The organism is Brevibacterium sp. (genome assembly GCF_031179145.1).
GTDB lineage: Bacteria > Actinomycetota > Actinomycetes > Actinomycetales > Brevibacteriaceae > Brevibacterium.
Map to the genome: position 1 here is coordinate 348,031 of NZ_JAPSIB010000001.1, position 13,982 is coordinate 362,012.

12 protein-coding genes are annotated in these 13,982 nt (G+C 64.4%); 5 read left to right on the forward strand and 7 right to left on the reverse strand.

Annotation, left to right across the window (positions count from 1 at the left end; genetic code table 11):
* Nucleotides 1-25: 25 nt before the first annotated feature.
* Nucleotides 26-1,783, forward strand: coding sequence for a DEDD exonuclease domain-containing protein (locus RIT73_RS01590; protein ID WP_309130296.1), 1,758 nt, complete (start codon nucleotides 26-28; stop codon nucleotides 1,781-1,783).
* Here RIT73_RS01590 and trpD read toward each other — a convergent pair.
* A complete protein-coding gene (gene trpD / locus RIT73_RS01595; RefSeq protein WP_375294959.1) occupies nucleotides 1,751-2,860 on the reverse strand; it encodes an anthranilate phosphoribosyltransferase in 1,110 nt (369 codons plus the stop codon). The genes RIT73_RS01590 and trpD overlap by 33 nt on opposite strands.
* Nucleotides 2,861-3,166: 306 nt before the next feature.
* Here trpD and RIT73_RS01600 point away from each other — a divergent pair, with 306 nt between their 5' ends.
* From RIT73_RS01600 to RIT73_RS01615, 4 genes are all read left to right on the forward strand, one after another.
* A complete protein-coding gene (locus tag RIT73_RS01600) occupies nucleotides 3,167-3,736 on the forward strand; it encodes a heme-copper oxidase subunit III (RefSeq protein ID WP_309130373.1) in 570 nt (189 codons plus the stop codon).
* A 92-nt stretch (nucleotides 3,737-3,828) separates the two neighbouring features.
* Nucleotides 3,829-4,581 (forward strand): c-type cytochrome, encoded by a 753-nt coding sequence (locus RIT73_RS01605; protein ID WP_375294963.1) that lies wholly within the window; start codon nucleotides 3,829-3,831, stop codon nucleotides 4,579-4,581.
* Between the two features lie 49 nt (nucleotides 4,582-4,630).
* A complete protein-coding gene (locus tag RIT73_RS01610) occupies nucleotides 4,631-5,674 on the forward strand; it encodes a Rieske 2Fe-2S domain-containing protein (RefSeq protein ID WP_309130298.1) in 1,044 nt (347 codons plus the stop codon).
* Nucleotides 5,671-7,296 carry a ubiquinol-cytochrome c reductase cytochrome b subunit gene (locus tag RIT73_RS01615; RefSeq protein ID WP_309130299.1) on the forward strand — a complete coding sequence of 542 codons (1,626 nt, stop codon included), beginning with the start codon at nucleotides 5,671-5,673 and terminating at the stop codon, nucleotides 7,294-7,296. The genes RIT73_RS01610 and RIT73_RS01615 overlap by 4 nt, the downstream gene beginning before the upstream one ends.
* A gap of 1,068 nt (nucleotides 7,297-8,364) precedes the next feature.
* Here the strand turns inward: RIT73_RS01615 and RIT73_RS01620 are convergent.
* From RIT73_RS01620 to RIT73_RS01645, 6 genes are all read right to left on the reverse strand, one after another.
* Nucleotides 8,365-8,766: a cytochrome c oxidase subunit 4 gene (locus RIT73_RS01620; RefSeq protein WP_309130300.1), complete on the reverse strand. Its 402-nt coding sequence runs from the start codon at nucleotides 8,764-8,766 to the stop codon at nucleotides 8,365-8,367.
* Complete coding sequence (gene ctaD, locus RIT73_RS01625; protein WP_309130301.1) at nucleotides 8,763-10,457, reverse strand: cytochrome c oxidase subunit I; 1,695 nt, start codon at nucleotides 10,455-10,457, stop codon at nucleotides 8,763-8,765. The genes RIT73_RS01620 and ctaD overlap by 4 nt, the downstream gene beginning before the upstream one ends.
* The gene (gene coxB / locus RIT73_RS01630; RefSeq protein WP_309130302.1) at nucleotides 10,454-11,326 is read right to left on the reverse strand and encodes a cytochrome c oxidase subunit II; all 873 of its coding nucleotides are present in this window, start codon (nucleotides 11,324-11,326) and stop codon (nucleotides 10,454-10,456) included. The genes ctaD and coxB overlap by 4 nt, the downstream gene beginning before the upstream one ends.
* A gap of 109 nt (nucleotides 11,327-11,435) precedes the next feature.
* Complete coding sequence (aat, locus tag RIT73_RS01635; RefSeq protein ID WP_309130303.1) at nucleotides 11,436-12,104, reverse strand: leucyl/phenylalanyl-tRNA--protein transferase; 669 nt, start codon at nucleotides 12,102-12,104, stop codon at nucleotides 11,436-11,438.
* A gap of 28 nt (nucleotides 12,105-12,132) precedes the next feature.
* Nucleotides 12,133-12,486: an iron-sulfur cluster assembly accessory protein gene (locus tag RIT73_RS01640; protein ID WP_309130304.1), complete on the reverse strand. Its 354-nt coding sequence runs from the start codon at nucleotides 12,484-12,486 to the stop codon at nucleotides 12,133-12,135.
* A 107-nt stretch (nucleotides 12,487-12,593) separates the two neighbouring features.
* Nucleotides 12,594-13,973 (reverse strand): dipeptidase, encoded by a 1,380-nt coding sequence (locus tag RIT73_RS01645; protein WP_309130305.1) that lies wholly within the window; start codon nucleotides 13,971-13,973, stop codon nucleotides 12,594-12,596.
* Between the last annotated feature and the right edge of the window lie 9 nt (nucleotides 13,974-13,982).

The following is a 13,982-nucleotide window of genomic DNA, read 5'->3' on the forward strand; positions in this document are numbered from 1 at the left end:
AGATGCGGATGGCACACTGAGTTCCATGTCCTTGCCAGCGCACACTCCCTTCGACCGGACCCCCTCGGCCATCGACCGCACTCAGCTGTCGTTCGACAGTCTGGGGACCCCGCTGCACGAAGTCACCTTCGTCATCGTCGACCTGGAGACGACGGGCACGAGCGCCGGACGATCAGAGATCACCGAGATCGGCGCGGTGAAGACGCGCGGTGGGGAGGTCATCGGGGAGTTCCAGTCGCTGGTCAAACCCGAGGAGTCCGTGATCAGCCCGTTCGTCGCCAGGCTGACCGGGATCACCCATGCACTCGTCGACGACGCCCCGTCGATCAGATCCGTCCTGCCGAGCTTCCTCGAATTCGCGATCGGCTCGGTGCTCGTGGCCCACAACGCCCCGTTCGACATCGGGTTCCTCCGCGCCGCCTGTGAGCGGCTCGACTACCACTGGCCCCAGCCCACGGTGCTCGACACCGTGACCCTGGCTCGTCGCGTGCTCGGCCGTGATGAGGTGCGCAATCACAAGCTGTCGACCCTGGCCGCCCACTTCGGCACCGCCGTCGAACCCGATCACCGTGCACTGTCCGACGCCAGGGCGACAGGTGAGGTCCTCCACCGTCTGCTCGAACGGTTCGGCAGCTATGGAATCACCACGCTCGAGGACCTCGCCACCGTCCGACAGGCCGGGTGGGCCAAACGCCAGGCGAAATCGCACCTGGCCAAGGGCGTGCCGAACGAACCGGGCGTCTACATGTTCCTCGATGGGACCCGGCGCGTCCTCTACATCGGGAAGTCGGGCAACATGGCCCGGCGAGTCAGGGGGTATTTCAACGCCTCGGAGAACCGGGGCCGGATGGCGGAGATGATCACCGCCGCCCAGGAGGTCACCTGCCTGCCGTGTGCGCACGTCCTCGAGGCGGAGATCCGAGAGGTGCGGCTGATCGGAGAACTCGCTCCTCCCTACAACCGGAGGTCGAAGAACCCGGAGCGCAATTCGTGGATCGCGCTGAGCAATGAGGACTACCCGCGACTGTCGGTGGTGCGCTCACACACCGCGCTGGAGAAGTCGCCCGCGCCGGCGCTGGGACCATTCCGGTCGCGCAAGACGGCTCAGGCGGTCAAGGAGCTGCTCGATGTGCTCTACCCGGTCAAGCGCTGCACCGCGAAGATCCGGCAGTCCCAGGTCGAGGCCCACCGTCCGTGCGTGAGCTCCCAGGTCGGGCAGTGCGGCGGACCGTGCTCCGGGGTCACGGACCCCTCCGCCTATCTCGAGCAGATCAGCGACCTGATGGCTGCGTTGGGCGGTGATTTCTCGTCATTCCGGGCGTTGTGCGCCGATCGGATGGCCAAGCTCTCGACCGAGGCGCGTTATGAGACCGCAGCCGAAGTGCGGGACGCGATGCGGACCCTCCACCTCACAGCGGCACGCGCCGAGGCGGTCAGAACCCTGTGCGACGTCGAGGAGATCCTCGCGTGCTCCCCCGGTGAGGAAGGTGGATACGATCTTGCCGTCGTGCGTCACGGGAAGCTCGCCGGCGCCGGTCACACGGCTTCTCCCGCGGCGGTCGTCCCCACGCTGCAGACCCTGCGGGCGACGGCCGAATGGGTGCCACGTCCAGGACCCCATCCCACGCCCGGCGATCCCCTGCCCGAGGAGACGCGAATGCTCGCGCGCTGGCTGGAGGGGGCGAGCCTCGTGTCGATGACCGGAAGCTGGTCGATGGCCAGCAGAGGGGCCAACTTCCACGCCCAGGACTCAGGAGCGGTTCGCCTCGGCGATCGCTCGTGAGACGGAGATGAGCTCATCGAGCTTCTGCGCGCCCAATCCGGAGTCCACGGTGGCCACGGCGATCTCCAGCTTCGTCGCCATCCGCTCCGTGAAGCTGCCGGCCGCCGACTCATCCGCGGCCACGAGCGCCGCTGCCGTGTTGATGAGGACGATGTCCCTCACCGCGGAGCGTCGGCCGTCGAGCACGGCGCGCATGATGTCCGCATTCTCCGCCGGTCCACCGCCGCGCAGATCCTCTTTCGTCACCCGTTCGAAACCGAGGTCGAGGGCGTCGAACGTGGTGTGCTCGACCTCGCCGTGCCTGACCTCCCAGACGTCGTTGACCTCGGTGTTGCTGAGCTCGTCGAGGCCGTCCCGGGACCGGAAGACGACAGCCTGGTGACCACGCTTGGCCAGAGTGCCGACCACAAGTGGTGCCATCTGCGCATCCGCAACCCCGATCGCGGTGTGACGGGCGCGAGCGGGATTCGTCAGCGGACCGAGGATGTTGAAGGCCGTAGGAACGCTGATCTGACGGCGGACTGCGGAGACGAACTGCATCGAAGGATGGAAGACGTTGGCGAAGCAGAAGGCCAGTCCCACCTTCCGGGCGATGATGCCGGTCTGCTCGGGGGTGATGTCGAAGCGGACTCCCAGAGCTTCGAGCACATCGGCGGATCCTGACGCCGAAGAGGTCGCCCTGTTGCCGTGTTTGACGACGCGCTGCCCTGCGGCGGAGATGATCATCGCCGCCGTCGAGGAGATGTTCGCGGTCTTCGCGCGGTCCCCTCCGGTGCCGACGATGTCAACGGAGTCCTCCAGACCCGGGAGGGGCACAGCATGGTCCATCATGGCCGAGACCAGGCCGGCGATCTCCTCGACGGTCTCCCCCTTCGTATGGTGGGCGGCGAGGAATGCGGCCATTGTCACATCAGGAGTGTGACCGGACATGATCTGGTCCATCGCCCACGCCGCCGAGCGGCCGTCGAGGTCCTGCTGATGCATCAGCTGCATCAGGAGATCAGGCCAGTTGAGGGACCCCTCATCCGCTGCGGTTGCGTGCTCGCCCTGGCCACTCGTGCGGGATGTGTGCGTCATAAAAGTGCTTTCCTCTTGGCTCTGCCACCAGCGGGGTCTGACGAGGTGGACCTTCCTGCGGCATCCTATCCTGTCGCCGACGGGGCGCACGGGAGCTGTTCGACACGCGGGCGCAATTCCGCCCTGGACCGCGCCTGACGCACCAGTACGGGGTTTTCGCTACATCGTGTAGAAATTTCTTCTCCGAAACCTGGGTAAAAGGTGAAAACTCACCTCAAGACGAGTAATAATGGGTCTGTGTCAACAGCCACTGCATCTCAGACAGCGCCATCGCATCCGGTTGTCAATCGTCCGAATGTGACCACGGTGGGCTTCATCGTGTTCCTCGCGAGCGACCTGATGTTCTTTGCCGCGCTCTTCGCCATGTACTTCACCATCCGATCCGTCGTGCCGGGTCTGTGGGAGACTCAGACCGAGATTCTGAACGTTCCGTTCGCTCTCGGCAACACCATCATCCTGGTGTCGTCCTCCTTCACCTGTCAGATGGGCGTGTTCGCAGCTGAGAGGTTCCGTCCGCGTCGGACCGGTTCGCTGCTCAACATCTCCAAGTGGGGAATGATCGAGTGGTTCTACCTCACGTTCCTGCTCGGTGCGATCTTCGTCTCGGGTCAGGTCATGGAGTATGCAGAACTCGTCCACGAGGGCATCGCCATCAACTCGGACGGCTACGGCTCGGTCTTCTACCTGACGACCGGTTTCCACGGCATCCACGTGACCATCGGACTCATCTGCTTCCTGCTCGTCATCGGACGGGCCTACGGAGCCAAGAAGTTCGGTCACCACGAGGCCACCTTCGCGATCTGCGTGTCCTACTACTGGCACTTCGTCGATGTCGTCTGGATCGGACTCTTCGGCGTCATCTACCTCCTCCAGTAGTCGGCTGCGAGATCATCGGCTGACCGGACCCAAGACATTTACAAGCAAAGGACGATCACGTGAAGCTTTTAGCAGATCGCCGCAGACACCCCATGGCACTGGTTGTGCTCCTGCTGGTGGGCTTGCTGCTGACTGGTGGAGCATACGCACTCTTCACCCAGACCTCGAGCGCCAAGGCGACCACGGCCAGCGCCTCGGACATCGAAGGCGGAAAGAAGCTCTTCGCCGCCAACTGTGCGACCTGCCACGGTCTCAACGCCGAAGGCACCAGGAACGGACCGAGTCTCGTCGGCGTCGGCGCCGCCGCAGTCGACTTCCAGGTCGGCACCGGCCGCATGCCCCTGCAGGCGAACGGACCCCAGGCCCCGCAGAAGGAACCGCAGTTCAACGACGAGCAGACCGCTCAGCTCGCCGCTTACGTGGCCTCGCTGGGACCCGGCCCCGCGATCCCCGAGGACCAGTACCTCGACGCCTCCAAGGGCGATCCGGCAGCCGGTGGCGGACTGTTCCGCACCAACTGCGCCATGTGCCACAACGTGGTCGGTGCCGGTGGTGCACTGACCCGAGGCAAGTTCGCTCCGAACCTCTCCGAGGTCAGCGACAAGCATCTCTACGAAGCGATGCAGACCGGCCCGCAGAACATGCCGATCTTCAACGATGCGAACCTCACTCCCGAGGACAAGCGCGACGTCATCGCCTATGTCAACGAGGTCACCGACAACCCATCGCCCGGCGGGTTCAAGCTCGGTTCGCTGGGACCGGTGGCCGAAGGCCTCTTCGTCTGGTTCTTCGGACTCGGTGCAGTCATCGCGATCACCGTGTGGCTGTCCTCCAGGGCGAAATGAGCCCGAAATTGTCGTCACCCAACCATTACGAGAATAGACGGGGAATGCAATGACCTCGAAAGATCACTCCGGCGGCGGCAGCCAGCTCGAGGAGTTGAACGGGTTCACCAACCCGGGGCTGCCGGAACACAAGCCCAGGCTCACTGACAGTGATCCCCGGGCTCAGAAGGTCGCTGAACGTCAGGTGGCCCTCTGGTTCCTCCTGTCGATGATCGGCACCATCTGGTTCATCGTCGCCTACTTCCTGTTCCCGTTGGAAGAGTCGATGGAGAGCATTCGCCTGCACACCATGTTCGTCGGACTGGGTGCGACACTGGCCATGTTCGGCATCGGAGCAGGCGCCGTCCTGTGGGCGAAGAACCTGATGAGCGACCATGAGGGCATCGATGAGCGCCACGACATCCACGGCAGCGAGGAGGACCAGGCGATCGCCCTGGAGATCCTCCACCAGGCCAACGAGGAGTCCGGCATCGGCCGTCGTCCGCTGATCCGCAACACCCTCATCGCCGCTCTGGCCCTCGCTCCCCTGCCGGCTGTCCTCGTCTTCCGTGACCTCGGTCCTCTCCCCGGCAACACGCTCCACCACACCATCTGGGACAAAGGCGTTCGCCTCATCCAGGACCCGGGCGGCATTCCGAGCCCTGAGTCCGAACGCCCCATCCGGGCCGACGAGGTGACCATCGGCTCTGCCTACCACGTGCTGCCGTCGGGCATCGGTGATCACGAGAACACCGACCACCCGATCAACGAGAAGGCCAAAGCAGCCGTGCTGCTGATGCGGATCGATCCCAAGGAACTCAAAGAGGATCCGGCTCGCAAGGACTGGTCACACGACGGAATCGTCGCGTACTCGAAGATCTGCACCCACGTCGGCTGCCCGGTCGCCCTCTACGAGCACCAGACACATCACCTGCTCTGCCCGTGCCACCAGTCGACCTTCGACGTGACAGAGCACTGCAAGGTCATCTTCGGACCGGCGAAGCGTCCCCTGCCGCAGCTGCCCATCACCGTGGACAGCGAAGGCTACCTGGTCGCCCAGTCGGACTTCCCTGAGCCTGTCGGACCTACGTTCTGGGAGATCAACCACCCATGAGTACAACACAGCCCACAACCGCCATCGGGAAGGCCGCGAACTTCACCGAAAACCGCGTCGGGGCATCCGTTCTGGTTCGCGAATTCGGTCGGAAGATCTTCCCTTCCCACTGGTCCTTCATGCTCGGTGAGGTTGCTCTCTACAGCTTCGTCATCGTCGTCCTCTCCGGCACCTTCCTCACGTTCTTCTTCCATCCTGCGATGGGCGAGCTCCACTACGAGGGCCCGTGGGTGCCGCTGCGCGGCGTCGAGATCTCAGAGGCGTACAACTCGACCCTGGCCATCTCGTTCGAGATCCGGGGTGGACTGTTCATCCGTCAGATGCACCACTGGGGCGCTCTGCTGTTCGTCGCCGCGCTGAGCATCCACATGCTGCGCGTGTTCTTCACCGGTGCGTTCCGCCGTCCGCGTGAACTCAACTGGATCGTCGGTGTGCTCCTCCTGATCATGGGCATGGCCGCCGGCTTCACCGGTTACTCGCTGCCCGATGACCTGCTCTCCGGAAACGGACTGCGCATCATTGACGGAATCATCAAGTCGCTGCCGCTGGTCGGAACGTATGTCTCGTTCTTCCTCTTCGGCGGTGAGTTCCCGGGCATCGACATCGTCTCGCGTCTGTACACGCTGCACATCATGATCGTCCCGGCGCTGATCATCGCGCTCATCGGTGTCCACCTGGTGTTCGTCGTCGTCCACAAGCACACCCAGTGGCCCGGCGCCGGACACACTGAGAAGAACGTCGTCGGTGAACCTGTGCTGCCGACCTTCGCAGCCAAGGGTGGCGGATTCTTCTTCCTCATCTTCGGTCTGCTGTCGCTGATCTCGGCACTGTTCACGATCAACCCGATCTGGAACTATGGGCCCTACGACCCCTCACCGGTCTCCGCTGGAACTCAGCCGGACTGGTACATCGGCTGGGCCGATGGATATCTCCGCATCGTGCCGGGCTGGTTCGAGTTCTACATCGCCGGGTGGCCGATCTCGTTCAACATCAACAGTGCGCTCGTCGTCATGGGCGGCGTGTTCGTGGCGATGTTCGTCTACCCGTTCTTCGAGGCGTGGCTGCTCAAGGACCATCGGGAACACCACATCCTCGACCGTCCGCGCAACAACCCGACTCGCACTGCGATCGGCGTCGCCGGCATCATCTTCTACTGCAACCTGTGGGCCGCGGCATCGGGTGACCTCATCGCCGTGTTCTTCCACATGTCGCTCAATGACATGATCTACATCTTCCGGTTCCTGTTCTTCTTCGGACCGATCATCGGATACATGATCACGAAGCGCATGTGCATCGGGCTGCAGCGCAAGGATCGTGAGCTCGCGCTGCACGGTCGGGAGACGGCCCAGATCATCCGACTCCCCCACGGTGAGTTCCTCGAACGCCACGAGGCGCTGCCCGCGAACAAACTGTGGAAGATCACCGCGTTCGAATCGCCGCAGTATGTGCCTGCCGAGCCGAACGCCGACGGAAAGATCACCGGCGCCGAGAAGCTCCGGGCCCGCCTGTCCAGGTTCTTCTTCGAGGACCGGGTTGCCCCCGTGAGCAAGCAGGAGCTCGACGCTTCTCACCATGACCACCACGAGGTGGGAAGCACCGACCAGGCGCAGATCGGTCACTGAGAGCTTCGGAGTGACTCGCCCGAACAGTCGACCTGGTTCGGATACTGTCCCGCCGAGAGACTGAACCACCGGCCACACGACTGAGGGGCCCAGCATCATGCTGGGCCCCTCAGTCGTCTCCGTCCTGTCTCGGTTCAGTGTGTCCAGGCTGCACCGAACCGAAGGCCAGTGCACGCGCAGGCGAAGCGTCTTCGACGATGTGAGGGTTCGAACTTCGCGGCACGGCAGGACCGACCGCTCGGCACCAGTGCGATAGCCCGCTCGGCACGAGGGGACGAGCCCGCTCGGCAGCCAGCTGGGACCCCACCCCGCCACCGCGCTGCTGCGCGTTCTGAGGGCCACACACAGGTCGACGAGTCCCGCCCCGGCGCTGCGGTGGGACCGCTTGCCTTCCTGCCCGTCCACGCGCCCTCACAACGCCCTGTCAGCCCAACGGACACAGCGCTCCGGGCCACCAGCGGGTCGTCAGGCAGCGACGTTCCCAGGGCCGGCAGAGGCCGGGTGACGGTACGCGGGGCGGGCAGACGGGTGCCCGCGGCCACGGTACGCTGTGCACCAGATACATGCCGGCGGTGGCAGAACAAGTGGTACCAGCGATCGGCCTCGCGCCAAGGCGACATTCACCGAGACGAACCGACAGGCAATCGTCCTGCACCATTGTCAACAGGTCCTGCAACGCCGCAGACGCACAGCATTGACCCGGCTGAAGCCGCGCCCGGACCGGTAGCGCGCCGTTCGGGCATCCCTGCGCTCAACCAACCGTCCCCCTGACGAGAGTCAGCTCCAGCGGTCGTCCCCGCACAGCCAGGCACTTGCGGTCGTCCCGGTCCACCCATCCGTCCGCAGTCGTACACATCGACCCAACCGTCGACGGTCGTCCCCGTCCACTCAGCCGCCTGCCGTCATCCCCCTCGAGCCGGCCGTCTGTCACCCACGGTGTGCATCCGGCTCCGCATGTGCCGCCCGGATGTGAATGCACGTGTGGCCCGGACTCGATCGAGTCCGGGCCACACGTGGTGGTGCCAGATGTCCGACTGCCCCAGGAGGGCGGCAACGGCTCAGAGAGGATCAGTGAGCGTGATCTCCACGGTCGTACTCGTAGGTCAGGCCGATCAGCGCGACGATGCCGATCGCGACGCCGAAGGGGAAGATCCACCAGCCCATGGCGATACCGTAGAAGGCAACCGCTGCGCCGCCGGCGCAGACGATGGGCCACCAGCTCCACGGGCTGAAGAACCCGTAGTCGGCATCGGCATCGGAGATCTCGGCGTGATCGTTGTCCTGGGGCTGGAGCCCGACGCGGCGGTCGGTCAGCCACAGGTAGACGCCGATCATGATCGACATCAAGCCGACGAGCAGGAGTGCAGGGAAGCCGACCAGCTCACCGAAGTCGGTGTGCCATCCGTAGTAGATCCCCACGAGGATGAAGAACACACCGCAGAGGTTGAAGACGTAGATCGAAGACTTCACTTGGAGCGACCTCCAGCAAGTTGGGGCTCAGCGTGGCCGTGGGCGTATTCCAGCAGTTCCGGGTGGTTCACATCGAACGCCGGGCGCTCGGAGCGGATCCGGGGCAGCGAGGTGAAGTTGTGGCGCGGCGGCGGGCACGAGGTGGCCCACTCCAGCGATCCACCGTAGCCCCAGGGATCGTCCACAGTGACCTTCGGAGCGTTGCGTGCGGTGACCCAGACGTTCCAGAAGAACGGAACCATCGACAGGCCCAGGAGCATCGCACCGACGGTGGACACCTGGTTCATCCACGTGAAGCCGTCCTGCGGGAGGTAGTCGGCGTAACGGCGAGGCATGCCGTCGACGCCCAACCAGTGCTGGACGAGGAAGGTGCCGTGGAAGCCGAGGAACAGCATCCAGAAGTGGATGTGGCCGAGCTTCTCGTTGAGCATCTTCCCGGTCCACTTCGGCCACCAGAAGTAGAATCCGGCGAACATCGCGAACACGACGGTGCCGAAGACCACGTAGTGGAAGTGCGCGACGACGAAGTAGGAGTCAGAGACCGACTGGTCCAGGGCCGGGCTGGCCAGGATGATTCCGGTCAGCCCGCCGAAGAGGAAGGTGACGAGGAATCCGATCGCCCACACCATGGGGGTCTCGAAGGTGATCGACCCTCGCCACATGGTGCCGATCCAGGCCAAGAACTTCACGCCTGTCGGGACGGCGATGAGCATCGTCATGAAGGCGAAGAACGGCAGCGCGACCACACCGGTGACGTACATGTGGTGGGCCCACACGGTCACGGACAGGGCAGCGATGGTGATCGTGGCGAAGACGAGGCTCTTGTATCCGAAGACCGGCTTGCGGCTGAAGACCGGGATGATCTCCGTGATGATGCCGAAGAACGGCAGAGCGATCACGTACACCTCGGGGTGGCCGAAGAACCAGAACAGATGCTGCCAGAGGACAGGCCCGCCGTTGCCTGGGCTGAACACGTGGGATCCGAGGATGCGGTCCGAACCGAGGACCAGCAGGGCAGCGGCCAGAGGCTGGAACGCCATCAGCACGAGGATGCCGGTGATGAGGACGTTCCAGGTGAAGATCGGCATGCGGAACATGGTCATACCCGGCGCACGCATCGTGATGATGGTGGTGATGAAGTTGACCGAGCCGAGGATCGTGCCGAATCCGGACAGTCCCAGACCGAGCACCCAGAGGTTGCCTCCGGCGCCGGGCGTGAACGTCGTATTGCTCAGCGGAGCGTAGGCGGTCCATCCGAAGGACGCCGCGCCCTGTGGGGTGAGGAACCCGGAGAGGGCGATGAGGCTGCCGAAGAGGAACATCCAGAACGCGAACGCGTTCAGGCGGGGAAATGCGACGTCAGGCGCGCCGATCTGCAGCGGCATGATGACATTCGCGAATCCGGCGAACAGCGGCGTCGCGAACATCAGCAGCATCAGCGTACCGTGCATCGTGAACAGCTGGTTGTACTGCTCTTTGGTCTCGATGATCTGCATCCCGGGCTCGAAGAGCTCGAGGCGGATGATGAGCGCCATCACGCCGCCGATGCAGAAGAAGAAGAACGACCCGATCAGGTACATGTACCCGATCGTCTTGTGGTCGGTCGACGTGATCCAGTCGACGATGATCTTTCCCTTGCTCCGCGGAGTCACCGGAGCGTCAAGGGCCGGCTGATTCATGGTAGCCGTCATTGCTGCGCACCTTCTTTCGGGTACCAGTTGCGGTCGTACTCCGGACCGAGAACGCCTGTGTTGCCTTGATCGGCCAGCGACTTCGTGTACTGCTCGAACTCCTGCTGGGAGACGACCTTCACGTTGAAGAGCATCTCGGAGTGATACTCGCCGCAGAGTTCGGCGCACTTGCCGACGTATTCGCCTTCCTTCTCGGCGCGCAGGTGAATGCTCTGCGGGTGGCCGGGGATCATGTCGCGCTTCTCAAGGAAGGCGGGGATCCAGAAGGAATGGATGACGTCACGCGAACGGAGACGGATCTCCAGGTCGGTGTCGACCGGCAGGTAGAGAGTCGGGGCGGTCTTCTCCGGCGCCTCGGTGCCGTCGAGGGCGACCTGCGTGCCTGCGAGGTGCACGTTCTCGGTCACGTAGTTGAAGTCCCAAGCCCACTGCTTGCCTGCGACCTCGATGACCTGCTCCCCCGGAGTCCTGTCGTCGGTGGTCTTGTCCATGACCTGTACGGACTGGAAGAAGAAGCCGAGGACCACGATGATCGGAGTCACCGTGAACAGGATCTCGATCGGCATGCTGTAGCGCAGCTGCACCGGCAGACCGCGATCGTTCTTGCGCCGCCGGTAGGCGATCATCGCCCACAGAATCAAGCCCCACACGATCAGCCCCAGTACCAGCGAAGCGATCCACGCACCGTTCCACAGCGAGGTGTAGGCCTCGGTGTGGTTCGTCGCGCCCTTCGATTCGACGGGGAAGAATCCTGTTGCAATCTGCTCTTTCGTGCAACCCGATAGAAGCGCCGGTATAGTCACGGCGCCCAGAATGCCGAGCCGCTTCGCCCAGGACCGCTTCGGTCCCGGCTGATTCGGAGAATCCACGTGCAGCCTTTCACAACCTTCTTCGCCTCACAGAACGCTGAGAGGCGAATCCTTACTTTGTCATCTAACAGACTACCGCTACAGGCGGTAGAAATTCACATGCGGATGATCATTTGTTGAGAATAGCCTGACAGTGGTTACCGCGGAGGGCGGAATCTAGCCGCGCGGAGTACTCGAGGCCGCTGATCTCCGACACGCCGAGGGTGGCCAGGTGTGGTGTCTGCCACTGGGTGTCGATGAGCCAGGCGGTTCCGTCGGAGGATGCATCCGCCGAGGTGAGACCGGGTTGTCCGGGGTCAGTGTCGAAGAGGCCGACGAGGTGCGCGAGGGCAGCCTTCGAGGCGTCCCGCTGCGTGTGGAACATGGACTCGCCGGCGAAGAGGGAGCCGATCGCGACCCCGTAGAGACCGCCGACCAGGCGCCCTTCCGACCATACTTCCACGGAGTGCGCCCACCCGCTGCGGTGGAGCTCGGTGTAGAGGCGGATGATGTCGCCGGTGATCCATCTCCCCGTCCGCGAGGGATCGGCGCAGGCGCGGATCACCCTGTCGAAGGCCCGGTCGACGCTGAACTCGAACCCGCGCATGGACTTGCGCAGGCTCTTGCTGACCTTGAGCTCGCCCGGCAGCAGGACACCTCGCCGGCGCGGTGCCCACCAGCCGATCCTCCCGGTGCCGCCCTCCCCGATTCCCATCGGGAACAGCCCTGCCCGATACGCGGAAAGGACCTGGGGCTGCGTGGCCGTGGTCGAGACGGCACGCAGATCCTCCAGGTCCATCACCGGTGAGTCTGTCGTGGGCTGCTGGTCAGTGGAACGAATCGCCGCAGGCGCAGGAGCCGCCGGCATTCGGGTTGTCGATCGTGAAGCCCTGCTTCTCGATCGTGTCCGAGAAATCGATGGTCGAGCCGTTGAGGTAGGGCACGCTCATCCGGTCGACGATGACCTCGACACCGTCGAAGTCGCGCACGGCGTCTCCGTCGAGGTAGCGCTCGTCGAAGTACAGCTGGTAGATCAGACCGGAGCAGCCGCCGGGCTGCACGGCAACCCGCAGGCGCAGATCGTCGCGACCCTCCTGTTCGAGAAGGCTGCGAACCTTGTCGGCAGCGGTCGGGGACAGATCGACCTCGTGGGTCGCTACATCGTGATTGGTCGCAGTCATCGTTTCTCCTTCATTGCTCCTGACCTCAAGCCTACATGGCCCTCAACGCCATGCGGGTGAAGCCTATTCCCATGCTGTCACGGAATCTCGCGTGCTGAATCCTCCGCTCAGGAGGCTGTCGGTGCGAGTCGCTCGAGCAGCAGCACCTCGGCGAGGATCGCGGCCTTGAAGTCGGGCAGGTACAGAGATTCGTTCGCGCTGTGGGCCCGGGCATCGGGGTCCTCGACCCCCGTGACGAGGATCGAGGCCTGCGGGAACACCTCGAGGAGGTCGGCGATGAAGGGGATCGATCCGCCGATGCCCATCGTCACCGACTCCACTCCCCATGCGTCGGAGAGCGCGTCCCTCGCCGTCTGCACGATCGGGTCGTCGAGGTCGGCCTGCCAGGGGCTGCCGCCTTCGGTCGCTCCGATCGTGAGAGTGGCGCCGAAGGGAAGGTGCGCGGACAGGTGGTCGGTGACGGCCTGGACGGCGTTGTCCGGGGTGTCACCCGGCGCCAGTCGGATGGAGAGCTTGGCCTTGAGGCTGGCCTGCAGCGTGTTCGACGACACTGCGACGTCGGGAACGTCGAGACCGATGACCGTGATCGATGGTTGGGACCACAGGCGTGAGGCGAGGGTGCCCGTGCCGATGAGCTCGGTCGTGTCGAGCGCACCCGAGTCCCGACGGATCGTGTCCTCGTCGTAATCGATGTCGGAATGGGTCTCCCTCTTCAAGCCGGCCACGGCCACCGAGCCGTTCTCGTCGTGCAGGCTGGCGAGCACTCTGGTCATGGCCAGCATCGCGTCGGGGACGATGCCACCGTACATGCCCGAGTGCACCGCGTGGTCGAGGGTCGCGATCTCGAACTCGAGGGCGCACATCCCGCGCAGGCTCGTGGTCAGCGCCGGCACCCCGGCCGCCCAGTTGCCCGAATCGGCGACGACGATGACGTCGGCGGCGAGCTTCGACCGGTGGGCCTCGAGGAAGTTCCGGAAGCTCGGGCTCCCCGCCTCCTCCTCCCCTTCGATGAACAGGGTGACACCGACGCCGAGGCGGTCGCGCAGCAGCCGCAGAGCGGTGAGGTGGACCATGATGCCGGCTTTGTCGTCGGCGGCCCCGCGGCCGTAGAGCCGCTCACCCACTCTGGTCGCGGTGAAGGGCTCGGTGTTCCAGGCCTCGGGCCGTCCGGGAGGCTGAACGTCGTGGTGCGCGTAGAGGAGCACGGTCGGGGCTCCGGCCGGTGCAGGGATGGACGCGACCACCGCTGGGTACCCCTCGGTTCCCTCCGGAGTCGGGGCGGTGAGGATCTCGGCGTCGAGCCCGAGGTCGCGGGCGAGTGCTGCGACCGCCTCGGCGCTGGCGCGGACCCCGGCGGGATCGAAGCTCGGCCAGGCCACCGAGGGGATGGCGACGAGTTCGCTCAGCTGGGCGAGCACCTCGTCGAAGATCTGATCCAGTTCGGCCCGCAATTGCGCATCCTGCGGCGCTGTTGTCGATTCGCTCATTCTCCAAAG

Coding starts and splice junctions, on each gene's coding strand:
- RIT73_RS01640 (WP_309130304.1), bottom strand. CDS start 12,486: ATGACTGCGACCAATCACGATGTAGCGACCCACGAGGTCGATCTGTCC.
- RIT73_RS01615 (WP_309130299.1), top strand. CDS start 5,671: ATGAGTACAACACAGCCCACAACCGCCATCGGGAAGGCCGCGAACTTC.
- RIT73_RS01605 (WP_375294963.1), top strand. CDS start 3,829: ATGGCACTGGTTGTGCTCCTGCTGGTGGGCTTGCTGCTGACTGGTGGA.
- RIT73_RS01590 (WP_309130296.1), top strand. CDS start 26: ATGTCCTTGCCAGCGCACACTCCCTTCGACCGGACCCCCTCGGCCATC.
- aat (WP_309130303.1), bottom strand. CDS start 12,104: ATGGACCTGGAGGATCTGCGTGCCGTCTCGACCACGGCCACGCAGCCC.
- RIT73_RS01645 (WP_309130305.1), bottom strand. CDS start 13,973: ATGAGCGAATCGACAACAGCGCCGCAGGATGCGCAATTGCGGGCCGAA.
- trpD (WP_375294959.1), bottom strand. CDS start 2,860: ATGACGCACACATCCCGCACGAGTGGCCAGGGCGAGCACGCAACCGCA.
- ctaD (WP_309130301.1), bottom strand. CDS start 10,457: ATGACGGCTACCATGAATCAGCCGGCCCTTGACGCTCCGGTGACTCCG.
- RIT73_RS01610 (WP_309130298.1), top strand. CDS start 4,631: ATGACCTCGAAAGATCACTCCGGCGGCGGCAGCCAGCTCGAGGAGTTG.